Below are 21,125 nucleotides of genomic sequence, written 5' to 3' on the forward strand. Positions count from 1 at the left end.
CGGTCAGCCGTCGAGGGCACGGCGGAAGGCGGCGATCGCGCCCGCGAGCGCGTCGCGCACGACGCGTGCCGCCGCGACCGCCGGCTCGGCCCGTGGCACCTCGAAGCCATCGTAGGCTTTGCGCGCGACGTGCCGGAACCGACGCGTCTCGTCGACCGCCCGGGCGAGCGGCCCGACGAGGATCGGCGGGCGCGCGCCCGGAATCGCCGTGGAGGCGCGCCTGACGAGGTCGGCGTGATAGCTGTCCGACGAGACCGGCTTCTCCTCGCCGATTAGGACGAGGATGCGCTCCAGCGCCGCCTCCAGCGAGGTATGGCCGGCCTGCATCGCCTGGAGAAGCGCCATGCGGCTCTTGTAGGCCTCGAGATCGTCCCCGTCGAGGCCGCCCGCCTCGAAGATCTCGACCGCACGGCCGAAATGCGTCAGGGCGGAGGCGACGTCGGCGTCGATCTCGATCCAGCGCGCGTCGCTCATGCGAGCTCCACCCAATCGGCCGAGACATGCGCGCGGAAGCGCTCGGTGCACCAGGCCAGCGGGCGGATGTCGGCCGGCAGCCGCGCCCGCGCGCAGGCGTCCTCGGCGAAGCGCCAGGCCTCGGCGTGGAGCGCGGCGGGGAAGTCGACGAGGACGTCGAGATCGCTGTCGTGGCGCATGGCCCGGCGCGCGGCCGAGCCGTAGACGAGGTAGCGCCCGCCATGGGCGCGGGCGTAGGCGGCGAGCCGCGCAGACACCGCCGCGACCGCGGCCGCCCGGCGCCCCGCCTCGCGCGCCTTGCGCTCGGGGAGGGTGAGGACGACGGAGGGGACGGCGGCGTCGGTCATGGTGCGAGGATACAGTGCCGGCACCCGATTGGGAACGCTCGCCATCGCCTCGAGCAGGGAGGCTCGCAGATCCGCGTGCCTCTCACCCTCGGCACGCGCTTGCGCACCGAGGGGGCGGCGGTTCTCCTTCCGTGTAGGGGAAGGTGTCGTCGGCGAAGCCGGTGACGGATGGGGCGCGGCGCGCAGCGACACGTTCCGCGAAGCGGAAACGGCGTTTTCAGCTGCCGCTGTCGCATTTCGGCTGCGCCGAACGCGCTTCGCGCGCCCCATCCGTCTCGCCGCTACGCGGCGAGACACCTTCCCCTACAGGGAAGGAGAACCCTTGCAGGGCTGGACAGCGCGAGGCTTCTCGGCGGTGGACTGCCGCTGCGCTCCGAACGCGGGCGGAGCGGCAGCCCGAGAGAACCGGGACTTTCCCCTCACGCCGCCTTGGCGCGGGGGCGGACCTCGGACATGTAGTCTTCCATCAGCGTCATCGTGATGTTGCCCGGCGTGAAGCGGTGGGGGCCGATCTCGGAGACGGGGGTCACCTCGGCGGCCGTGCCGGTGATGAAGCACTCGTTGAAGGTCGAGAGCTCGTCGGGCAGGATCCGGCGCTCGATCACCTCGAAGCCGCGCCGCTTGGCGAGGTCGATCACCGTGCGCCGGGTGATCCCGTCGAGGAAGCAGTCGGCGATGGGCGTGTGGATCGCGCCGTCGCGGGTGAAGAACACGTTGGCGCCGGTGCACTCAGCCACGCGCCCCTGCCAGTCGAGCATCAGCGCGTCTGCGTAGCCCTTGCGCTCGGCGGCGTGCTTGGAGATCGTGCAGATCATGTAGAGGCCCGCCGCCTTGGAGTGGCAGGGCGCCGTCGCCGGATCGGGCCGGCGGTACTGCGCCATGTCGAGGCGGATGCCCTTCATGCGCTCCTCGGGCTTGAAGTAGCTCGGCCAATCCCAGGCGGCGATGGCGAGATGGATCGTGTTCGCCTGCGCGGAGATGCCCATCATCTCCGAGCCGCGCCACGCGACGGGACGGAGGTAGGCGTCGACGAGGCCGGCCTTCGCGAGGACGAGCTCCTTGGCCGCGTCGATCTCGGCGACCGAGTAGGGAATCTCGAAGTCGAGCACCTCGGCCGAGCGACGCAGGCGCTGCGAATGCTCGGTCGACTTGAAGATCACGCCGCCGTAGGCGCGCTCGCCCTCGAATACGGAGGAGCCGTAGTGCAATCCGTGAGAGAGCACGTGCAGCTTGGCCTCGGACCACGGCACCAGGGTGCCGTCGAGCCAGATCAGGCCGTCCCGTTGATCGAAGGGCAGAGGGGACATGAGACCGCTTCTCCTTGAAATGCGGGCCTTTGCGCGGCGGGGCGGCTCCATGTCGCGATCCGTGTCCGCAGCGACACGGGATTACCCATATGGAGCCCAGAACGATCGATCATTTCGTCGTTCCGGCTTGACGAGTAACAATCCGCCTGAGATATGTCAACAAGGCTGACATAACCGGGGAAGGAAATTTTCCGACGTGACCGAGGCGACCGCCAGGACGGCAGACGATGCACGAGATCCCGCGGCCTCCGAGACCGCGGCCTCGGAGCGCGTGCGCGATGCCGCGCGCGCCCACGCCCGCGAGGCCGCCGGCGGCGATCCGGACGTGCCGGCCTACGACCTGATCGAGCTGTTCTTCTTCGCCTACCGGGACTTCGTCTCCGATCCCGACCGCATCCTCGACGACTACGGCTTCGGGAGGGCGCATCACCGCGTCCTGCATTTCGTCTCGCGCAATCCCGGCCTCACGATCGCCGAACTCCTGGAGATTCTGCGGATCACCAAGCAGAGCCTGAACCGCGTGCTGAAAGAGCTGATCGAGAAGGGCTTCGTCGAGGCCCGCCCGGGGACGACCGACCGCCGCCAGCGCCTGCTCTTCCCGACGCGGGACGGCGGCGCGCTGGCGCTGCGCCTCGCGCGGCTGCAGACCGGCCGGGTCGGCCGTGCGCTCGCGGACACGCCGCCGGAGGGCCGCGCGGCGGTGGTGGACTTCCTCATCGCCATGATCGATCCCGACGGGCGCGCCGCCGTGACGCGCCGGGTCGGCGGGCCGGAGGGCGGCCCGGACGCTGGCGGAAACGGCGGTTCCGGAGGAGCGACATGACGGACGCGCAGGGGGTCGGTACCGTGCCGGCCGCGGGGGACGCCCGCATCGAGGTTCCCGACCACGCCCCGCACGTGCTCGTCGTCGACGACGACCGGCGGCTGCGCGACCTCATCTCCAAGTACCTCGCCGAAAACGGCTTTCGCGTCACCGCCGCGGCGAGTGCCGCCGAGGCGCGGGCGAAATCCGAGCACTTCGTCTTCGACGCGCTGGTGCTCGACGTGATGATGCCCGGCGAGACCGGCTTCGCCTACGCGCGCGCCGTGCGCGAGACCTCCGACACGCCGATCCTCATGCTCACCGCGCGCACCGACGCGCAGGACCGCATCACCGGCCTCGAGATCGGGGCGGACGACTACCTTTCGAAGCCCTTCGAGCCGCGCGAGCTCGTGCTGCGGCTCGGCAACATCCTCAAGCGCGCCGCGCCGGCGGCCCCCGCGGGGGAGGCGGCGCCCGGCGAGGAGATCCGCTTCGGGCCCTTCGTCTTCCGGCTCGACCGCGGCGACCTCAGGCGCGGCGACGAGGCGGTGCGGCTCACCGAGCGCGAGCGCGAGATCCTGACGATCCTCGGCGGGCGCGTGAACGAGAACGTCCCGCGCGAGGACCTCTCGGGCGCCGGCGCGGCGCTCAACGAGCGCACCGTCGACGTGCAGATCAACCGCCTGCGCCGCAAGATCGAGGTCGATCCGGCCAACCCCCTCGTCCTGCAGACCGTGCGCGGGGTCGGCTACCGGCTCGTCGCGGAGCGGTGAGCGCGATGGACGGCGCCGGTGCCGCCCCGAAGGAGACGACACCCCGGCAGACGCTCCCGCCGCCCGGGGTCCTGCGCCGGACGCTGGGCGCCGTCGGCGCGCCGATCCGTACCTCGGGGCGCGTCTACGGGCGCGGCGCGCGCTGGCTGGGCTCCATGATGCCCAAGGGCCTCTACGCCCGCTCGCTCATCATCGTGATCGTGCCGATCGTGCTGCTCCAGTCGATCATCGCCTACGTCTTCATGGAGCGGCACTGGCAGACGGTGACGATGCGCCTCTCCTCGGCCGTCACCGCCGACATCGCGGCGCTCATCGACGTGTGGGAGACCTACCCGCAGGACGAGGAAGGCCGCACGCTCCGGCGCATCGCCACCCAGCGGCTCGGCCTCGACGTCGAGATCCAGCGGGGCGTCGACCTGCCGCCGCCGGGGCCCAAGCCCTTCTTCTCGATCCTCGACGCCGCGCTCTCCGAGCAGATCGCCCGGCAGATCGGCCGGCCGTTCTGGATCGACACGCTGGGGCGCTCGAACCTCATCGAGATCCGCATCAAGCTCGACAATGCCGTCATGCGGGTGGTGGCGCGCCGCAGCCAGGCCTACGCCTCGAACTCGCACATCTTCCTCTTGTGGATGATCGGCTCGTCGCTGGTCCTGATGGCGATCGCCATCCTGTTCCTGCGCAATCAGATCCGCCCGATCCTGACGCTCGCGGAGGCGGCGGAGAGCTACGGCAAGGGCCGCGAGACCGACTTCCGCCCCCGCGGCGCGCGCGAGGTGCGCCAGGCGGGCCACGCCTTCATCGAGATGAAGCGGCGCATCGAGCGCGCCCGCGAGCAGCGCACGACGATGCTCAACGGCGTCTCGCACGACCTGCGCACCATCCTCACCCGCTTCAAGCTCTCGCTCGCGCTCATGGACGCGCCGGACGTCGAGGACCTGCGCCGCGACGTCGACGAGATGACCCGCATGCTCGAGGGCTACCTCGCCTTCGCCCGCGGCGACGCCGGGGAGAGCGCGGTGGAGGTCGATCTCTCCGGATTGCTCGAGGAGGTCGTCTCCGACGCGCGGCGCCAGGGTCATCCGGTCACCCTCGCCATCGAGGGAGACGCCCGCATCATCGTGCGGCCGGACGCGTTCCGGCGCATGCTCACGAACCTCGTCTCCAACGCCGCGCGCCACGGCGACACGATCGCGTTGCGCGCCGTGCACGAGGGCCGCTGGCTGACGATCACGGTGGACGACGACGGTCCCGGCATCCCGCAGGCGCTCCGCGAGGAAGTGTTCAAGCCCTTCGTGCGGCTCGACGAGGCGCGCAACCAGGACGAGGGCGGATCGGGGCTCGGCCTGCCCATCGCCCGCGACATCGCCCGCGCGCACGGCGGCGACATCGCGCTGGAGGACGCGCCGTTGGGGGGGCTGCGCGCCGTGGTCCGGCTGCCCGGCTGACGCGCCTCAGGCGTTGCCCCCGCCCGTGCCGGCGAAGCGCACGATGTCGAGCATGACCTCGGCGAGCGCCGCCTCGAGGGCCTGCATCGCCGCGCGCCCCTCGATCGCCGCCACCGGGACGCGGGCCGTGAACACCCGCGCGGCTCCGACGCGCCCGTTCGCCTCCGCGACGGCGCGCACGGCGATCTCGACCACGGCCTGGCGCGTGTCGACGTCGATCCAGAAGGTGCGGATCGAGGAGTTGAGCTGCCAGTCGGGCGTGACGCGGTCGCCCGGCCGGGCGACGCCGCCGTGCCGGCTCGCGTTCTCGAAGGTCTCGACGAGGCGCGTCTGGACGAGGGCGGGGAGCTGGTCGGCGTACTGCACGCCGGGGAGGTAGGACAGCGCCCCGTCGGGCTCGCGCACGACGACCCGCTCGGTGGAGTAGAGTTCGATCGCCGAGGGCTCGACGACGAGGACGAGGCCCGGCAGCCGCATCGGCGCCGACACGCGCTCCACCGGCGCCGCGAGCCCGTAGGTCACGAGCGCGGGCGCGGAGGCGCACCCGCCGAGGACGGCGACGGACCCCAGCGCCAGCGCGGCGGCCAGGATGCGCCCTCGTCCGCCGTGTCGTGTTTCGCTCATGGCCTCACGCCCCCCGAAGAACCACCGTCATCCGAATACGAACCCCGCCGCCGCGTCAACGCCGGCCCTGGTACTCGCGTACGCCCCCGCTGCCGTCACCGCCGAAGATCACCTGCGACGGGTCGCGCTCGATGGAGCGCACGGCTCGGCCGATGTCCTGGAGCGCGCGCCGGCCCTCCTCGGCGAGCCCGCGCACCTCCTGGATGCCGGTGCCGGTGAAGCTGCCGATGTTGTCCGTGAGCGCCTGCGTGCGCACGTCGAGATTCTCCGCGAGGATGCGGATCGCGGCCGCCGCGTCGCGGATCTCGTCGAACAGCGCCTCGCCCTCGTCGCCCGCGGCGGTGCCGAGGAAGTCCTCCGCCGCCTGGAGCACGCGGTCGACGCGCCCGGCGGAGGCCTCGAGCTGCTCGGAGATCGAGACGGCGTTGGCGATGACGAGGTCGATGTCGTCGGAGTTCTCGTCGAGCGTGCGCGAGAAGCTCTCGACGTTGGCGATGACGCGCTCGATGCGCTCCGAATCGATCGCCTGCGCGATGCGTCCGATCTCCTCGAGCGCGAGGGTGACGTTCTCGCGGTTGTCGGCGAGGGTCTGCGAGAAAGCGCGGGCGTTCTCCACCGTCTCGGAGACCGCGGCGGGATCCACCGCCCCGAGGAGCGTCTCCACCCGGTCGATGGCGCCGTCGAGCCGCGTCGAGGTCTGCGCCAGCGTCTGCGTCAAGCTCTCGGTGTTGGCGATCACCCGCTCCACCGCCTCGCGATTGGCCGCGAGCGTCCGGGAGAAGCCCTCGACGTTGCCGAGCGTGGACCGGACGACGTCCGGGTCGATCGCCGCGGCGATCTCGCGGGCGTCCGCCAGGGTGGCGGTCAGGTCCGCGCTCGTGTCCGCCAGGGTCTGCGAGAAGGCGCGGGCGTTCTCCAGCGTGGCGCCGACCGTCTGCGGGTCGACCGCCGCGACGAGGGCGTCGACGCGGCCCACCGTGCCGTCGAGGCGCTGCGCGGTCGCCTCCAGCGTCTCCGTCAGCGAGCGCGAGTTGGCGATCACGGCCGCGACGTCCTCCCGATTGTCCGCCAGCGTCTGCGAGAAGTCGCGCACGTTGGCCACGGTCGCGTCGAGCGCCTCCGCGTCGAGCGCGGCGACGAAGTCACGCACGCCGGCCACCGTCGCCTCGACGCTCGCGGCGGTCTCGTTGAGGCGCGAGACGAGCGCGGCCGCGTCCTCGAAGGCCTGCGCCACCTGCGCCTCGGAATTGGCCAGTGTCTGCGTGAAGGTCTCCACGTTGTCGACCGAGCGCGCGACGCTCTCGGAATCGATCGCGGCGACGATGTCGTTGACGTTGCGCGACAGCTCGTCGAGGGAATCGGCCAGCGGCGCGATGCGCCCGGCCGCCTCGCCGACCTGCTCCAGGAAGCGGTCGATCGCCGGAGCGTTCTCCGCCAGCGCGCGGGAGAAGGCCTCCACGTTCTGCACCGTCGCGGCGACGGCCTCGTCGTTCTCCGAGACGAGGGCGTCGAAGCGATCGAACACGTCCGAGGCGCGCCGGGCGATGTTGCGGGCGCTCTCGATGAGGTCCTGGAAGTCGGACGGCTCCGCGACGATGACGGGCGGTCCGGGCTCGTCGTGCGGCAGCAGCGGTACCGCGTCGGGGCTGCCTCCCGACAGGGCGACCGACGCGATGCCCGTGAGTCCCTGGAACTCCAGCCGTGCGCGCGTGTCCCGGCGCAGCGGGACGGAGGGGTCGACGGTGACGTCGGCGACGACGCGGCCCGGATTGTCCCGGGCGATCGCGAGGTTCGTCACCTCGCCGACCCGGATGCCGTTGAAGTTCACCGGCGCGCCCCGCGAGAGACCGGCCACCGAGCCCTCGAAGACGATCCGCACCTGCGCCCGCGCCCCCGCGCTCTCGCTGACCGCGAACCAGTAGACGAACAGGAACGCCGCGGCGACGACGAGGAGGGTGAAGAGCCCGATGATGGCGTAGTTGGCACGCGTTTCCATGATCGTCCCTCACGCGCTCTCGGATGCGACCGCGCGCGCGCGCTTGCCGTGGAAGTAGGATCGCAGCCACGGATGGTCCGAGGCCAGCATGGTCTCGATCGGCCCCTCCGCGATGACGCGCTGCTCGGCGAGCGCCGCGATCCGGTCGCAGACCGTGAACAGGCTGTCGAGGTCGTGGGTGACCATGTACACGGTCAGTCCCAGCGTGTCGCGCAATGTCGCGATCAGCTCGTCGAATTCGGCGGCGCCGATCGGGTCGAGACCCGAGGTCGGCTCGTCGAGGAAGACGATGTCGGGGTCGAGCGAGAGCGCCCGGGCCAGCGCCGCGCGCTTGATCATGCCCCCCGAGAGCTCCGCGGGAAACTTGTCGGCGGCGTCCGGCTTGAGGCCGACCATCTCGATCTTGAGCATGGCGAGATCGTCCATCATCCCCTGCGACAGGTCCCGGTGCTCGCGCATCGGCATCTGCACGTTCTGCTTGACGGTGAGCCCGGAGAAGAGCGCGCCGTTCTGGAAGAGCACGCCCCAGCGCGTCTCCATCGCCTGGCGCTCGCGTGCGGAGAGCCCCGCGCGGTCGCGCCCGAAGATCTCGATCGAGCCGGCGCGGGTGGGGAGGAGGCCGAGGATCGCGCGGGTGAGCACGGACTTTCCGGTGCCCGAGCCGCCGACGAAGCCGAGGATCTCGCCCCGAAAGACGTCGAGGTCCAGGTCGCGGAAGATCGTCTTGTCGCCGAAGCCGACCTCCAGCCCGCGCACGCCGATGATGCGCTCGCGGCCTTCCGGCGGGGGGGCGAGGTCGTCGATGCGGCGCGGCTCGTCCATGGCCTCAGAAGTCCAGCGCGGCGAAGAACATGGCGAACAGGCCGTCGAGAACGATCACCATGAAGATGGCCTTCACCACGGACGCGGTCACGTGCTGGCCGAGCGATTCCGCCGAGCCCTTGACGGCGAGTCCCTCGATGCAGGCGATGATCCCGATGATCAGCGCCATGAACGGCGCCTTGATCAGGCCGACCAGGAAGGTCGAGAGGCTGATCGCCTCGCGCAGGCGGGCGATGAAGACGTCGGGTGCGACGTCGCCGTAGACCCACGCGACGAGCCCGCCGCCGAGGATCGCCGACATCGAGGCGCAGAAGGCGAGCAGCGGCAGGCCGATGACGAGGCCGAGCAGCCGCGGCACGACGAGGACCTCGATCGGGTCGAGGCCCATCACGCGCAGGGCGTCGATCTCCTCGCGCATCTTCATCGCGCCGATCTCGGCGGTGAAGGCCGAGCCCGAGCGGCCGGCGACCATGATCGCCGACAGGAGAACGCCCAGCTCGCGCAGGACCAGGATGCCGATGAGGTCGACGGCGAAGGTCGCGGCCCCGAACTGGCGCAGCTGGAAGATGCCCTGCTGGGCGATGATCGCGCCCACCACGAAGGAGATGAGCAGGATGATCGGCAGGCCGCGCAGGGCGATCAGGTCGATCTGGTTGACGAGCGCCGTGCCCCGGAAGCGCCACGGCTTCGCCGCGACGCGCAGCAGCGCCATCATCACCTCGCCGAGGAAGACGATGCCCGAGACGAGGTCGCGCCCCGCGTCCGTCATCACCTTGCCCACCTGGACGAGGAAATCCACGAAGGGCGAGGTGCGCGCCCGCTCGGGAAGCTCGAGCGCGGCGCCGGAGACCTCCCGCAGGAGCGCCTCGTGCCGGTCGCTCGCCCCGCGAACGCGCGCTTCACGGCCGGACGCGGCGATGGCGCGGCGCGCCCGCTCGATCGCGACCGCGCCCGCCGTGTCGAGGCGCGTGATGCCCGATAGATCGAGGGTCGTCGCGCCGCCCGTGCTCGTGGCCTCGGCCGACTCGACGAGCCTGCGCGCGGCGTGCTCCAGCGCGGACCCGAACCCCGCAGTCCAGTCCCCCGAGAGGGCGAGCGCGCCCGTCGCGGCGTCCGCCTGCGGAGCCGGCCGGCGCTCCTCCTCGGGAGCCGTCGCCTGGGGCGCGTCGGTCACGGACACGTGGGCTCGACCCGTCGATCGCCAATACGCATGGTGCATGGGTGATAGCGCGTACGGGCTTCCCGAGTCGAGGCCGGCCGGTCTATTCCTGTGGCATGATGTACCGAAGCCTCACCGTCGCCGCCGAAGCCTTCCCCATCGCCGGCCGTTTCACCATCTCCCGCGGATCGCGCACGGAGGCGGTCGTCGTCCTCGTCACCCTCTCCGAGGGCGGGGCGAACGGTCGCGGCGAGTGCGTGCCCTACGCCCGCTACGGCGAGAGCGTGGAGAGCGTCGTCGCGCAGATCGAGTCGGTCCGCGCGGCGCTCGAGGGCGGCATGAGCCGGGAGGCGCTGCAGGACGCGCTGCCCGCCGGCGCGGCGCGCAACGCCGTCGACTGTGCGCTGTGGGACCTCGACGCGAAGCGCTCGGGCGTGCCCGCCGCCGTCACGGCGGGCGTCGACCGGCTGCGTCCGGCGACGACGGCCTACACGATCTCGCTCGACGGGCCCGAGGCGATGGAGGAGGCCGCCGCCAAGGCGTCCGCGCGGCCGATCCTCAAGATCAAGCTCGGCGCGCCCGACGGCGACGCCGCGCGCATCGCCGCGGTGCGTCGCGGCGCGCCGGACGCGACCCTCATCGCCGACGCCAACGAGGGCTGGAGCCTCGAGGCGCTGCCCGCGCTGATGGCCGCGTGCGCGGACGCGGGCTTCGCCCTCGTCGAGCAGCCGCTCCACGCCTCGAAGGACGAGGCGCTGCGCGGCATCGACCGGCCGGTGCCCCTGTGCGCCGACGAGAGCGCCCACGACCGGGCGAGCCTGGAGCGGCTCGTCGGGCTCTACGACCTCGTCAACGTCAAGCTCGACAAGACCGGCGGCCTCACCGAGGCGCTGGCGCTCGCCGAGGCGGCGCAGGCGCGGGGCATGGGAGTTTTCGTCGGCTGCATGCTGGCGACCTCGCTGGCCATGGCCCCGGCCATGCTGCTCGCGCCCCGCGCCCGCTTCGTCGACCTCGACGGCCCCCTGCTGCTGGCGCGCGACCGCGAGCACGCGCTGCGCTTCGACGGCTCGCTCGTCCACCCGCCGGAGCGCGCGCTCTGGGGCTGAGAGGGCGTCTGCGACGTCTCCGACGGCCGCTTGTCCAGATCCTCCCCGCAGGGGAGGACGGAGGCCGAAGGCCGGAGGGTGGGGAGGGCGGCGATGCCGCTCGCTCGCATGATCGAACGGCCCCACCGCCCGCGCGTTCCGCGCGGACTCCTCCCCTCCGGGGAGGAAGAAGAGGAGCGGCGCCTTGCGGATCGTCTCGGGCGTGGCTCTTATGAGCGCCGACCGACCAACGGACCGCGAGGAGACGCCCGATGAGCGAGTTCTACGACGCGCGCGACACGCGCGATCCCGCCGCGCGCGAGGGCGACCTGTTCGCGCGGCTGCCCGGCGTGATCGAAGCGGCGCTGCGCGCGCCGGGCTGGCAGAAGCACCTCGGCCACGTCGACCCCGCCGGCGTGACCGGCCGCGCGGCGCTCGCGCGGCTCCCCGTGCTGCGCAAGTCCGACCTGCCGCGCCTGCAGAAGGAGAGCCCGCCCTTCGGCGGCTTCCTGCCCGACGGCACCCACGGCCTGCCGCACCTGTTCACCTCGCCCGGCCCGATCTACGAGCCCGAAGGGGCGGGTGCCGACCCCTGGCGTGCCGCCCGCGGGCTCCACGCCATCGGGCTGCGTCCGGGCGACGTCGTGCTCAACACCTTCTCGTACCACCTGACGCCCGGCGGCTTCATCATGGATTCGGGCGCCCGCGCGCTCGGCTGCTCGGTGATCCCCGCCGGCCCCGGCAACACCGAGGCGCAGCTCGACCTGATCGAGACCCTGCGCCCCGTCGCCTATGCCGGCACGCCGGACTTCCTCAAGATCCTGCTCGACGCCGCCGCCGAGAAGGGTCGCGACGCCTCCTCCATCACGAAGGCGGTCGTCTCCGGCGCGGCCTTCCCGAAGTCCCTGCAGGCGGAGCTCGCGTCGCGCGGCGTCGTCGCACGCCAGGCCTACGCCACCGCCGACATCGGCTTCATCGCCTACGAGACGCCGGCCGGGGAGGGGATGGTCGTCAACGAGGACGTGATCCTCGAGATCGTCGGGCCCGACGGCCTGCCGGTCGCGCCGGGCGAGGTCGGCGAGATCGTGGTGACGACGCTCGAGCCCCGCCATCCGGTGATCCGCCTGGCGCTCGGCGACCTCACCGCCGCGCTCCTCGCGCCGAGCCCGTGCGGGCGCACGGCTTCGCGGATCAAGGGCTGGATGGGCCGCGCCGACCAGACGACCAAGGTCAAGGGCATGTTCGTGCGACCCGAGCAGGTCGCCGAGATCGCCCGGCGCCATCCGGAGGTCGGCAAGGCCCGCCTCGTGGTGCGGCGCGCCGGCGAGAGCGACGCGATGACGCTCAACGCCGAGGCGGCGCAGGCGACGCCCGCGCTGAAGCAGGCGCTGGAGGAGAGCGTGCGTGCGGTGCTCAAGCTGCGCGGCGAGGTCGCCCTCGTCGCCCCCGGCAGCCTGCCCGACGACGGCAAGGTGATCGCCGACGAGCGCCCGGTCGGGTGACCAAAGCGGCGGCGTCTGCCCGATCTTCGGGCGCGGAAAGAGCCGCGCGCCCCCTTCCCGCCCGGCGATTCGCCGCCTATCTTGGTTCCCGTCGAAACCAAGCGAAAGGAGGTGATCCAGTGTCTCTTTGTCAGCGCTGTCACCTCGCCGGGGCTGCCCGCTGAGGTCTTCGGACCCCGATTGGCCTCATGCGCGAGCGCCTCGGTGCTCAGCACGGCGAGACATCGTAGAGCCCGCCGAGGGGGAGACCTCCCGGCGGGCTCGCTCGTTCGGCCGGTGGGCGTCGAACCGCACCGCCCTCACCCGCCGGCCTTCCTCTCCCGCCACCGCCGCACCACGACCGGGATCAGCGCCAGCACCGCTAGCCCGACGAGGGCGGTGATCACCTCCGGCGTCAGCACGCCCGAGGCCGAGAGTTCGCCGCCCTGGGCGATCACGCTCTCGAAGCCCGCGCCCACCGACGCGAAGACGAAGGCGCCGGGCACGATGCCGATCAGCGTCGCGACGACGTAGGTGCGCAGGCTCACGCCCAGGAAGGCGGGGGCTAGGTTGACGACGAAGAAGGGGAAGACCGGCACGAGCCGCAGGAAGAGCAGGTAGTTGAACGCGTCCTTGCGGAAACCCTCCGCCATCCGGGCGATGGCGCCGCCCGCCTTCTCGCGCAGGGCGTCGCCGAGCGCCGTGCGGGCGATCAGGAAGACGCCCGTCGCGCCGATCGTGGCGCCGACGACCGCGAAGGCGGTGCCCGCGAAGACGCCGAACAGGAAGCCGCCGGTCATCGTCAGCACCGCGCCGCCGGGCAGCGAGGCCGCCACCACGATCGCGTACACCGCCACGTAGGCGAGCGCGGCGAGGACGAAGCCGTCCGCCACGAAGGCCTGCAGCCGCTCGGAGTTCGCCCGCAGGGCCTCGAAGGAGACGTACTCGTCCAGACCCAGCGCGAAGGCGCCGCCGATCACGGCGGCGAGCGCCACGAGCGGCCCGAAGCGCCGAAGCGGGCCGCGGGAGGGCTTGCCCGCAGGGCGGTCGGCGCCGGTGCCGGCGGTGATGTCGTCCTGGGTGTCCTGCATCGCGGTCATGGTGCCTTCTCCCGGTGTCGACGCTCCTTCGCGCGGACACCGGGCTTGTAACGCGTAGGCGGGTCACGGGCCGGTCACGACTTCGCGGGCGCCCCGTGACCGACGAAGGCGGCGATCGCCGGGTCGCGCGCCGGATCGAGCGCGGCGCGGGGCGCATCCTGCACGAGGACGCGCCCGCGCGCCACGAAGGCGAGGGAGTCCGCCCGGTCGAGCACGTCCTCGGGGGTATGGATCGTGATCAGCACGGTGATGCGGCGCGAACGGCGCAGGGCGTCGACGACGGCGATCATCTCGCGGCGCAGGCCTGGATCGAGGGCACCGAAGGGCTCGTCGAGCAGGAGGAGCGGCTTTCGCGAGACGAGCGCGCGCGCCAGCGCCACGCGCTGGCGCTGGCCGCCCGAGAGCTGCTCCGGCCGGCGCGCCTCGAGCCCCGAGAGATCGACCGCCGCGAGCGCCTCCGCCACCCGCGCGCGGTCGGGCTCGGCGAGCCGCAGCGACGGGCGGATGCCGAGCGCGACGTTCTGCGCGGCGGAGAGATGGGCGAACAGGTTGTTGTCCTGGAACATCATCGCCACCGGCCGCTCGGCCGGCGAAAGCGGCAGGAGGTCGCGCCCGTCGAAGGCGAGGCGCCCGGAGACCGGCGTCTCGAATCCGGCGATCGTGTTGAGCAGCGTGGTCTTGCCTCCGCCGGAGGGGCCGACGATCGCGAGCATCGATCCCGCTGGGGCCTCGAGCGCATACTCCGCCTCGAAGTCCGGCCAGGCGAGGCGGCAGGCGTCGATCGTCAGCATCGGGCCATCCGTGTGGCGAAGGCGGAGAGCGCGAAGGCGGCCGCGACGAGGAGGAGCCCGATCGCCGCCGCCTCGTCGAGGCGATAGGCGCCCAGGCGCTCGTACAGGAGGTAGGGCAGGGTGCGCAGTTCCGCCCCGCCGAACAGCGCGACGATGCCGAAATCGCCGAAGGAGAGGGCGGCCGCGAAGGCGAAGGCGCCGGCGAGAGGGCGGCGCAACACCGGCCAGTCGACGATGGCGAGGCGGCGCAGGCCCGTGAGCCCGAGCAGAGCCGCGAGGCGCCCGTGGCGCTCCGCGCTCGTGGCGAGAGCCGGGGCGAGGAAGCGGTAGGCGAAGGGCAGCGCGCCGATGGCGTTGACGAGGGGGAGCAGCACGAACCCGGCCTCCGTGGCGCCGACCCGTCCGCGCAGCAGGAGGAAGAGCCCCGCCGTCAGCGCGAAGGGCGGGATCGCCAGCACCAGCGCCGGGAGCACGTCGTATGCCGCCGCGAGCCGCCCGCGCCTGCGCTCCCGTGCCGCCTGCGCCGCGCCCGCGAGCGCGATCGCCATGGCGCAGGCGAGGGCGGCGGAGACGAGGGCGATCGTCACGCTCGTCGTCGCGGCGCGGGCGAGGTCGCCGTCGAGCACCCGCGGCAGCGCGGCTGCGCCCTCCAGCGTCGCCGCGAGCAGCGGCAGGACGAGCGCGCCGCCGAGCGCCAGCACGACCAGGTCGAGGAGGCGCAGGCGCGGGTCAGCGCAGTCCGGACGCGCGATCGGCAGGCGCTCGGTGGGCGCGACGGGGGCCTGCGTCACCGCCCAGTGCAGCAGGAGCGTCAGCGACAGGCAGATCGCCAGCTGGAGGCCGGCGAGCATCGCCGCGCGGGCGAAGTCGAGCTCGACCCTGAGCGCCGAGAAGATCGCCACCTCGAGAGTCGCCTTGCCCGGCCCGCCGCCGAGCGTCAGCACGATGGCGAAGCTGGTGAAGCACAGGAGGAAGACGAGCCCCGCGAGGCCGGGCGCCTCGCGCTTCAGGATCGGCCAGTCGAGATGCGCGAAGGTCGCCCGCGGCCCGAAGCCGAGGATCGCGGCGAGCCGCCAGTGCTCCGCGGGTGCGCGCGACAGCGCGTCGAGGAAGACGCGGGCGGCGAGCGTGGCGTTGAGGAAGACGTGGGCGACGAGGATGCCCGGCCAGCCGAATGGGTTCGGCCTCGGCGCGAGCCCCGCCGCCTCGATCCCCGCCGCGAGCCAGCCCGAGCGTCCGTAGACCGCGACGACCGAGAACACGACGACGATCGCCGGCATCACCGCCGCCGCCCCGAGCGCCGCCAGCGCGAGGCTCCGCCCCGGGAAGCGCCGCCGCGCCAGCGCCAGTGCCAGCGCCGCGCCGAGGACGAGCGACAGCACCGTCGAGAGCGCGGCCTGTCCGAGGGAGAAGACGAGGATGCGGCGCAGGTAGGCGTCGAGCGCGAGCACGCTCGGCCGGTCCTGCGCCGCCCCGATCAACGCGCCGAACGCCGCCGCCGCGAGCCCCGCCAGCGCGAGCGCGACGAGCGCGCCCGGATGCGGCGCACGCAGCCCGGCGGCCCGCCTCACCGCGTCGTCGCCTCGAGCCAGGCGTCGATGAGCGCCCGGCGCTCGGCGGAGACGCGATCGGAGTCGAACAGGAAGGCTTCGCCGGGCTCGATCAGCCCCGCGAAGCTCTCCGGCAGGCCGCCTTCCGGCAGGCGCGCCGGGTACATCCAGTTGCCCTCCGGGATCAGGCTCTGGAAGCCGTCGTCGAGCATGAAGCGCAGGAAGTCGCGGGCGAGCTCGGGCGTGTCGGTCGTGCGCGTCGCGCCGGCGATCTCGACGTGGAGGTAGTGTCCTTCCGCGAAGCGGGCGGCCTCGTAGCGGGTCTCGTCCTCCACCGAGCGGTGGTAGGCGGGCGAGGTGGAGTAGGAGAGCACCATGTCCGCCTCGCCCTCCAGGAAGAGCCCGTAGGCCTCCGACCATCCGGTCGTGAAGGTCACGACCCGTGGCGTCAGCGTGGCCCAGGCGTCGGCCATCCCCTCGCCGAAGACGGCGCTCGACCAGAGCAGCAGCCCGAAGCCGGGCGCGCTGGTGCGCGGGTCCTGGAGGACGACGCTCGGGCCCTCCGGGTCCGTGAAGAGCGCCTCGAGGCTTTCCGGCGGGGTCTCGAGGCGGGTCGTGTCGTAGACGAAGGCGAGATGGCCCCAGTCGTAGGGCAGGAAGGTCTCGTCCTGCCACGCGACCGGCATGTCGAGCGGGCCGGGCGCGATGCCGTGGGGCGCGAACAGGTCGAGCGCGCGGGCCTGCGCGGCGAGGTTCATGTCGAGGCCGAGGACGACGTCGGCCCGGGTCGAGGCGCCCTCGAGCCGCAGCCGGCCGAGGAGCGAGCCCGCGTCGTCCGCGGTGACCCATTCGAGATCGCAGCCGCAGGCGGCCTCGAAGCGCTCGGCGATGGCCTCGCCCGGGCCGTAGCGGCCGACGAAGGAGGAGTAGGTGTAGACGGTGAGCGTCGGCCGCTCCTGCGCGGCGGCCGGCGTCGGCGGCGTGGCGAGGGCCGCCGCCAGGACGGGGAGCCCGAGGGCGAGGCGCATGGCGGGCGAGGGGCGTAGGGGCGTGTGCATCGGCGGCTCCGGTTCGCGAGAGCCGGGGCGGACGGGCGACGATGTGCGGAGGCGGCCGCAGCGCGCGGCCCGTCGCTCATCCCTACGCCGGTACGACCCGGATCAGGTTCGACGGGTTGGCGCGCACTCGCGCCTCTCAGCTCCGTCGGAGCACCCCGTGAGACGTGCCGGGTGTAGACCCGCCCGCGTCCCGGCGCAAGCGGGGCCGCACGGCGTCGCGCGGGCGGCGCGGCCGGCCGCGGCGCCCGACGCGGCTGGAGCGGCCCGTCAGTCGTGGAAGTGGTCGTAGACCGCCTTCGCCGTCGCGGCGTTGACCCCGGGGGCCTTCATCAGGTCCTCGAGCGCGGCGCGCTGGATGGCCTTCACCGTGCCGAAGTGGTGGAGGAGCGCGCGCTTGCGGGCGGGGCCGATGCCGGCGATCTCGTCGAGCGGGTTCTGCACCATCGTGCGCTTGCGCTTGGCGCGATGGGTGCCGATGGCGAAGCGGTGGGCCTCGTCGCGCAGGCGCTGGACGAAGTAGAGCGCCGGGTCGCGCGGCGGCAGTTTGAACGGGTTCCTGCCCTCGACGAAGAAGGTCTCGCGCCCCGCGTCACGGTCACGGCCCTTGGCGATGCCGACGACGGCCACGTCGGCGACGCCGATCTCGGCCAGCGCCTTGCGCGCGGCAGCGACCTGTCCCGCGCCGCCGTCGATGAGCACGAGGTCGGGCCATGCGGGGAACTCCTCGTCGTTCGCTGCCGCGGCCTCGAGCTCCTCCTCCTCGCTCTCCGTCTCGGGGGCTCCCGCGATCGGCGCGTCCTCGATCTCGTGCGCCTCCTCCGGCTCGTCCGCCGATGCCTCGCGGGCATGCACAATGCGATCGGGATGCTCCTTCACCAGCCGCGCGAAGCGCCGGCCGAGCACCTCCTGCATCATGCCGAAGTCGTCCCCGGGGGTGAGGTCCTGCGACTTGATGTTGAAGGTGCGGTAGTGCTGCTTCATGAAGCCGCCGACGCCGGCGACGATCATGGCACCGACCGCGTTCGTGCCCATGATGTGCGAGTTGTCGTAGACTTCCACCCGCCGGGGCGCGCGCGCCAGGCCGAAGGCCTGGGCGAGCACGTCGAGCAGCTTCGCCTGCGAGGAGCGCTCCGCGAGGCGCCGGCCGAGCGCCTCCTTGGCGTTGCGCAGGGCCGCCTCGACGATGGCGCGGCGCTCGCCGCGCTTGGGGGCGTGCACCTCCACCTTGTGGCCGGCCTTCAGCGTCAGCGCCTTCTGGACGAGGTCGCGCTCCTCGATGTCGTGCGAGAGCAGCACCAGGCGCGGCGGCGGCTTGTCGGCGTAGAACAGCGAGACGAAGGAGGCGAGCACCTCCTGGGGCGCGAGGCCCTTGTCGGCCTTGGGGAAGTAGGCGCGGTTGCCCCAGTTCTGCCAGTTGCGGAAGAAGAACACCTCGACGCAATAGGCCCCGGCCTGCTCGTCGATGGCGACGACGTCCGCCTCCTCCACCGACTGGGTGTTGATCCCCTGCGACCCCTGGATGGCGGAAAGCGCCGCTATGCGGTCGCGGTAGCGCGCCGCGCGCTCGAACTCGAGCGCCTCGGCCGCCTCCTGCATGTCGGCGGCGAGCCGCTCCTTCACCGCGCTGGAGCGGCCGGCGAGGAAGGCCTGCGCCTCGCCGGCGAGGGCCGCGTACTCCTCCTTGCCGATCTCTCCCGTGCAGGGGCCGGCGCAGCGCTTGATCTGGTGGAGAAGGCAGGGGCGCGTGCGGTTGTCGTAGTAGCTGTCCGTGCAGGTACGCAGCAGGAAGGCGCGCTGGAGCGCGGTCATCGTGCGGTTGACCGCCCAGACCGAGGCGAAGGGCCCGAAATAGGCGCCCTTGCGGTTCCTCGACCCGCGATGCTTGACGAGCTGCGGCGCGCGCGCGGCGTCCTCGGTGAGCAGGATGTAGGGCAGGGACTTGTCGTCCCGCAGGAGCACGTTGTAGCGCGGCTTGAGCTGCTTGATCAGGTTCGTCTCGAGCAGCAGCGCCTCGGTCTCGGTCGCCGTCGTCACGAACTCCATCGCCGCCGTGTCGACGATCATCCGGGCGATGCGGTTCGAGTGCGCGTAGCCCCGCGCGTAGGAGCCCACCCGCGACTTCAGGTTCTTGGCCTTGCCGACGTAGAGCACCTCGCCGGCGGCGTCGATCATGCGGTAGACGCCCGGCGCGTTGGGCAGGGTCTCCCAGAAGCGCCGGATCACGGACATCCCGGCCTTCAGCTCGGCGGGCGCCTCGAAGTCGAAGGCCGCACGCGTGCCCTGCGCGTCCGCGGCTTCCGGCGGGAGCGGCGCGTCGGGATCGGTCGTCGGCGGCGGGGATTCGGGGGCGTCGATCATCGTGGGCGAGATGTATGCGACCGGCGTGCGAGGGGGAAGGGCGGCGATGCCGCGCCGGAAGCGGACTGTCCAAACGGCAATGGGCTCATTGAGGCGGCGCGCCGGCCCAGACTTTGTGCGCCGCACCGAATTGACAAACATCCTGGCAGGACGTTCGATGCAACCCGTACTCGTCGAGCTGCGACCGTACGAGGACGCGCGCGGCACGACTGCTTGCCCGATGGCGGCCTACCCGATATGACCCCTCGCGACACGCGCGCGAGTCCGCTACGCCGCGCCCACCGAAGCACGAAGGCTCCGTGATCGATGAAGCTCGTCGCCGGCAACTCCAACCGCCCGCTCGCCGAGGCGATCGCCGCCTACCTCGACGTCCCGCTCGCGCGCTGCCTGGTCAAGCGGTTCGCGGACATGGAGATCTTCGTCGAGCTACAGGAGAACGTGCGCGGCGAGGACGTGTTCATCGTGCAGTCGACGTCCTTCCCGGCGAACGACCACCTGATGGAGCTGCTGATCCTGATCGACGCCTGCCGCCGCTCGTCGGCCAAGCGCATCACGGCGGTGATCCCGTATTTCGGCTACGCCCGCCAGGACCGGCGTACCGCCGGCCGCACGCCGATCTCCGCCAAGCTCGTCGCGAACCTGATCACCGAGTCCGGCGCCGACCGCGTGCTGACGCTCGATCTGCACGCCGGGCAGATCCAGGGCTTCTTCGACATCCCCACCGACAACCTCTTCGCCGCCCCCGTGATCACCCGCGACATCAAGGAGCGCCTGCCCGCCGGCGAGCGCATGGTGGTCTCGCCGGACGTCGGCGGCGTGGTGCGCGCCCGCGCGCTGTCCAAGCGCCTCGAGACGACGCTCGCCATCGTCGACAAGCGCCGCGACCGGCCGGGCGAGTCCGAGGTGATGAACATCATCGGCGAGGTGCGCGGGCGCTCGTGCATCCTCATCGACGACATCATCGATTCCGGCGGCACGCTGTGCAACGCCGCCGACGCGCTCCTCGCCGAGGGCGCCACCGAGGTCTCCGCCTACATCACCCACGGCGTGCTCTCGGGCGGGGCGGTGTCGCGCATCGCGAACTCCAAGCTCAAGGAACTCGTGATCACGGACTCCATCCAGCCGACCGAGGCCGTGAAGGTCGCCCGCAACATCCGCGTCGTCTCCATCGCCCCCCTGATGGGCGAGGCCATCGCCCGCACCGCGAGCGAGAGTTCGGTGTCGAGCCTGTTCGATTGAGGCGGGGGCGCCGGGCGGCTAAGCTGCGGCCGGGAGAGTCGCGCCATGGCCAAGTCTGCGAAGCGTACGCCGTACTTCACCCGCCATTGTTCGGCGAGTCTCGTTCGCTCAGGACGAACGATGGCGTGCCGCCGCCGGCGCCCTGCGCCGGGGTCAGTCGTACCGCCGTTCGAAGGCGACGACCGTCCCGTCGGCGCGGGTGAGGGTGCGGGCGTAGATCTCGCGCGGGCCGAGGCCGTCGTCGACGAAACCGCTCACCGTCACCGCCTCGCCGACGTCCGCGGGCACCCAGTTCGGTCCGACGTAGACGCGGATCGTGCCGCTCGCGTCGGCGAGCCGGAACTCGTCCTCGTCGGTGATGCGCTCGACCGTGCCCCGCACGGTCACCATCGTGCCGCGCTGGGCCTCCGCGATGGGCGTGACCTCGGTGGGCGTGACCTCGGTGGGCTGGGCGGCGATCGGGGACGCCGCGAGGGGGATGGCGAGGGCGAAGGCGAAGGCGAAGGTGGCGAGGGTCTTCACGACGGATCTCCTGGAGAGCGGGGCGGCGGCGGCGACGGGTTCAGTCGAAGGCGAGGAGGACGAGGACGGCCAGCGCCACCGCGCCGGCCGCGAGCCAGGTCTTCGGCACGCGGATCACGACGTCGCCCGCGAGCCGGGCGCCCGCGCGCCGCACTTCGATCTTCTGGATCTCCTTCATCGCTCTCTCCGTGT

General features: G+C 72.3%; 20 protein-coding genes and 1 riboswitch. Of the genes, 6 read left to right on the forward strand and 14 right to left on the reverse strand.

What is annotated here, in order from left to right:
- Positions 1 to 3: 3 nt before the first annotated feature.
- The 3 genes from AB9M23_RS16385 to AB9M23_RS16395 all read right to left on the reverse strand — a co-directional run bounded on the left by AB9M23_RS16385 (position 4) and on the right by AB9M23_RS16395 (position 2,128).
- A complete protein-coding gene (locus AB9M23_RS16385) occupies positions 4 to 474 on the reverse strand; it encodes a ribonuclease toxin HepT-like protein (protein ID WP_372425642.1) in 471 nt (156 codons plus the stop codon).
- Complete coding sequence (locus tag AB9M23_RS16390; RefSeq protein WP_372425643.1) at positions 471 to 821, reverse strand: hypothetical protein; 351 nt, start codon at positions 819 to 821, stop codon at positions 471 to 473. The genes AB9M23_RS16385 and AB9M23_RS16390 overlap by 4 nt, the downstream gene beginning before the upstream one ends.
- Positions 822 to 1,240: 419 nt before the next feature.
- The gene (locus tag AB9M23_RS16395; protein ID WP_372425644.1) at positions 1,241 to 2,128 is read right to left on the reverse strand and encodes a branched-chain amino acid aminotransferase; all 888 of its coding nucleotides are present in this window, start codon (positions 2,126 to 2,128) and stop codon (positions 1,241 to 1,243) included.
- A 271-nt stretch (positions 2,129 to 2,399) separates the two neighbouring features.
- Here AB9M23_RS16395 and AB9M23_RS16400 point away from each other — a divergent pair, with 271 nt between their 5' ends.
- Genes AB9M23_RS16400 through AB9M23_RS16410 form a run of 3 tightly spaced genes read left to right on the forward strand, consistent with a single transcriptional unit; the run spans position 2,400 to position 5,148 of the window.
- The gene (locus AB9M23_RS16400; protein WP_372425673.1) at positions 2,400 to 2,951 is read left to right on the forward strand and encodes a MarR family winged helix-turn-helix transcriptional regulator; all 552 of its coding nucleotides are present in this window, start codon (positions 2,400 to 2,402) and stop codon (positions 2,949 to 2,951) included.
- Positions 2,948 to 3,703: a response regulator gene (locus AB9M23_RS16405; protein ID WP_372425645.1), complete on the forward strand. Its 756-nt coding sequence runs from the start codon at positions 2,948 to 2,950 to the stop codon at positions 3,701 to 3,703. The genes AB9M23_RS16400 and AB9M23_RS16405 overlap by 4 nt, the downstream gene beginning before the upstream one ends.
- 5 nt (positions 3,704 to 3,708) lie before the next feature.
- Entirely contained in the window at positions 3,709 to 5,148 is a 1,440-nt protein-coding gene (locus AB9M23_RS16410) for an ATP-binding protein (RefSeq protein ID WP_372425646.1), read from the forward strand.
- Between the two features lie 6 nt (positions 5,149 to 5,154).
- Here AB9M23_RS16410 and AB9M23_RS16415 read toward each other — a convergent pair whose 3' ends face one another.
- From AB9M23_RS16415 to AB9M23_RS16430, 4 genes are read right to left on the reverse strand one after another with little or no spacing between them, the layout of a single operon-like run.
- Positions 5,155 to 5,772 carry an ABC-type transport auxiliary lipoprotein family protein gene (locus AB9M23_RS16415; protein WP_372425647.1) on the reverse strand — a complete coding sequence of 206 codons (618 nt, stop codon included), beginning with the start codon at positions 5,770 to 5,772 and terminating at the stop codon, positions 5,155 to 5,157.
- Between the two features lie 55 nt (positions 5,773 to 5,827).
- Positions 5,828 to 7,768, reverse strand: a complete 1,941-nt coding sequence (locus AB9M23_RS16420; RefSeq protein WP_372425648.1) for an MlaD family protein — start codon at positions 7,766 to 7,768, stop codon at positions 5,828 to 5,830.
- Positions 7,769 to 7,777: 9 nt separating this feature from the next.
- Positions 7,778 to 8,590 (reverse strand): ABC transporter ATP-binding protein, encoded by an 813-nt coding sequence (locus AB9M23_RS16425; RefSeq protein WP_372425649.1) that lies wholly within the window; start codon positions 8,588 to 8,590, stop codon positions 7,778 to 7,780.
- 4 nt (positions 8,591 to 8,594) lie between these two features.
- Positions 8,595 to 9,764: an ABC transporter permease gene (locus tag AB9M23_RS16430; protein WP_372425650.1), complete on the reverse strand. Its 1,170-nt coding sequence runs from the start codon at positions 9,762 to 9,764 to the stop codon at positions 8,595 to 8,597.
- Positions 9,765 to 9,868: 104 nt separating this feature from the next.
- On the opposite strand from AB9M23_RS16430, the gene dgcA reads away from it, so the two are divergent.
- Together dgcA and AB9M23_RS16440 are read left to right on the forward strand one after the other, a co-directional pair.
- Positions 9,869 to 10,855, forward strand: coding sequence for an N-acetyl-D-Glu racemase DgcA (gene dgcA / locus AB9M23_RS16435; protein WP_372425674.1), 987 nt, complete (start codon positions 9,869 to 9,871; stop codon positions 10,853 to 10,855).
- Positions 10,856 to 11,106: 251 nt separating this feature from the next.
- Positions 11,107 to 12,336, forward strand: a complete 1,230-nt coding sequence (locus tag AB9M23_RS16440) for a phenylacetate--CoA ligase family protein (protein ID WP_372425651.1) — start codon at positions 11,107 to 11,109, stop codon at positions 12,334 to 12,336.
- Positions 12,337 to 12,635: 299 nt separating this feature from the next.
- Here the strand turns inward: AB9M23_RS16440 and AB9M23_RS16445 are convergent, their stop codons facing one another.
- The 5 genes from AB9M23_RS16445 to uvrC all read right to left on the reverse strand — a co-directional run bounded on the left by AB9M23_RS16445 (position 12,636) and on the right by uvrC (position 19,172).
- Positions 12,636 to 13,415 carry a TVP38/TMEM64 family protein gene (locus AB9M23_RS16445; protein WP_372425652.1) on the reverse strand — a complete coding sequence of 260 codons (780 nt, stop codon included), beginning with the start codon at positions 13,413 to 13,415 and terminating at the stop codon, positions 12,636 to 12,638.
- Positions 13,416 to 13,489: 74 nt separating this feature from the next.
- The gene (locus tag AB9M23_RS16450; RefSeq protein ID WP_372425653.1) at positions 13,490 to 14,206 is read right to left on the reverse strand and encodes a thiamine ABC transporter ATP-binding protein; all 717 of its coding nucleotides are present in this window, start codon (positions 14,204 to 14,206) and stop codon (positions 13,490 to 13,492) included.
- Positions 14,200 to 15,777, reverse strand: a complete 1,578-nt coding sequence (locus tag AB9M23_RS16455) for an ABC transporter permease family protein (protein WP_372425654.1) — start codon at positions 15,775 to 15,777, stop codon at positions 14,200 to 14,202. The genes AB9M23_RS16450 and AB9M23_RS16455 overlap by 7 nt, the downstream gene beginning before the upstream one ends.
- Positions 15,774 to 16,814, reverse strand: coding sequence for a thiamine ABC transporter substrate binding subunit (thiB, locus tag AB9M23_RS16460; RefSeq protein ID WP_372425655.1), 1,041 nt, complete (start codon positions 16,812 to 16,814; stop codon positions 15,774 to 15,776). Before thiB ends, AB9M23_RS16455 begins: the two co-directional genes overlap by 4 nt.
- Before the next feature lie 62 nt (positions 16,815 to 16,876).
- Positions 16,877 to 16,982, reverse strand: a riboswitch (TPP riboswitch).
- Positions 16,983 to 17,081: 99 nt separating this feature from the next.
- The gene (gene uvrC, locus AB9M23_RS16465; RefSeq protein WP_372425656.1) at positions 17,082 to 19,172 is read right to left on the reverse strand and encodes an excinuclease ABC subunit UvrC; all 2,091 of its coding nucleotides are present in this window, start codon (positions 19,170 to 19,172) and stop codon (positions 17,082 to 17,084) included.
- Positions 19,173 to 19,478: 306 nt separating this feature from the next.
- Between uvrC and AB9M23_RS16470 the strand changes: the two genes are divergently transcribed.
- Positions 19,479 to 20,411, forward strand: coding sequence for a ribose-phosphate pyrophosphokinase (locus AB9M23_RS16470; RefSeq protein ID WP_372425657.1), 933 nt, complete (start codon positions 19,479 to 19,481; stop codon positions 20,409 to 20,411).
- Between the two features lie 153 nt (positions 20,412 to 20,564).
- On the opposite strand, the gene AB9M23_RS16475 is transcribed toward AB9M23_RS16470, so the two are convergent.
- Positions 20,565 to 20,933 (reverse strand): NirD/YgiW/YdeI family stress tolerance protein, encoded by a 369-nt coding sequence (locus AB9M23_RS16475; protein WP_372425658.1) that lies wholly within the window; start codon positions 20,931 to 20,933, stop codon positions 20,565 to 20,567.
- Between the two features lie 40 nt (positions 20,934 to 20,973).
- Complete coding sequence (locus tag AB9M23_RS16480; RefSeq protein ID WP_372425659.1) at positions 20,974 to 21,111, reverse strand: hypothetical protein; 138 nt, start codon at positions 21,109 to 21,111, stop codon at positions 20,974 to 20,976.
- Positions 21,112 to 21,125: the final 14 nt, after the last annotated feature.

Origin of the sequence: Salinarimonas chemoclinalis, from assembly GCF_041514305.1 — a bacterium.
GTDB lineage: Bacteria > Pseudomonadota > Alphaproteobacteria > Rhizobiales > Beijerinckiaceae > Salinarimonas > Salinarimonas chemoclinalis.

What these genes read in the sequence shown, in the direction of transcription:
- AB9M23_RS16390 (WP_372425643.1), bottom strand. Translation starts at nt 821, where the DNA reads ATGACCGACGCCGCCGTCCCCTCCGTCGTCCTCACCCTCCCCGAGCGC.
- AB9M23_RS16385 (WP_372425642.1), bottom strand. Translation starts at nt 474, where the DNA reads ATGAGCGACGCGCGCTGGATCGAGATCGACGCCGACGTCGCCTCCGCC.
- AB9M23_RS16450 (WP_372425653.1), bottom strand. Translation starts at nt 14,206, where the DNA reads ATGCTGACGATCGACGCCTGCCGCCTCGCCTGGCCGGACTTCGAGGCG.
- AB9M23_RS16395 (WP_372425644.1), bottom strand. Translation starts at nt 2,128, where the DNA reads ATGTCCCCTCTGCCCTTCGATCAACGGGACGGCCTGATCTGGCTCGAC.
- AB9M23_RS16470 (WP_372425657.1), top strand. Translation starts at nt 19,479, where the DNA reads ATGAAGCTCGTCGCCGGCAACTCCAACCGCCCGCTCGCCGAGGCGATC.
- AB9M23_RS16445 (WP_372425652.1), bottom strand. Translation starts at nt 13,415, where the DNA reads ATGACCGCGATGCAGGACACCCAGGACGACATCACCGCCGGCACCGGC.
- AB9M23_RS16425 (WP_372425649.1), bottom strand. Translation starts at nt 8,590, where the DNA reads ATGGACGAGCCGCGCCGCATCGACGACCTCGCCCCCCCGCCGGAAGGC.
- AB9M23_RS16440 (WP_372425651.1), top strand. Translation starts at nt 11,107, where the DNA reads ATGAGCGAGTTCTACGACGCGCGCGACACGCGCGATCCCGCCGCGCGC.
- uvrC (WP_372425656.1), bottom strand. Translation starts at nt 19,172, where the DNA reads ATGATCGACGCCCCCGAATCCCCGCCGCCGACGACCGATCCCGACGCG.
- AB9M23_RS16420 (WP_372425648.1), bottom strand. Translation starts at nt 7,768, where the DNA reads ATGGAAACGCGTGCCAACTACGCCATCATCGGGCTCTTCACCCTCCTC.
- AB9M23_RS16480 (WP_372425659.1), bottom strand. Translation starts at nt 21,111, where the DNA reads ATGAAGGAGATCCAGAAGATCGAAGTGCGGCGCGCGGGCGCCCGGCTC.
- AB9M23_RS16405 (WP_372425645.1), top strand. Translation starts at nt 2,948, where the DNA reads ATGACGGACGCGCAGGGGGTCGGTACCGTGCCGGCCGCGGGGGACGCC.
- dgcA (WP_372425674.1), top strand. Translation starts at nt 9,869, where the DNA reads ATGTACCGAAGCCTCACCGTCGCCGCCGAAGCCTTCCCCATCGCCGGC.
- AB9M23_RS16410 (WP_372425646.1), top strand. Translation starts at nt 3,709, where the DNA reads ATGGACGGCGCCGGTGCCGCCCCGAAGGAGACGACACCCCGGCAGACG.
- thiB (WP_372425655.1), bottom strand. Translation starts at nt 16,814, where the DNA reads ATGCACACGCCCCTACGCCCCTCGCCCGCCATGCGCCTCGCCCTCGGG.
- AB9M23_RS16415 (WP_372425647.1), bottom strand. Translation starts at nt 5,772, where the DNA reads ATGAGCGAAACACGACACGGCGGACGAGGGCGCATCCTGGCCGCCGCG.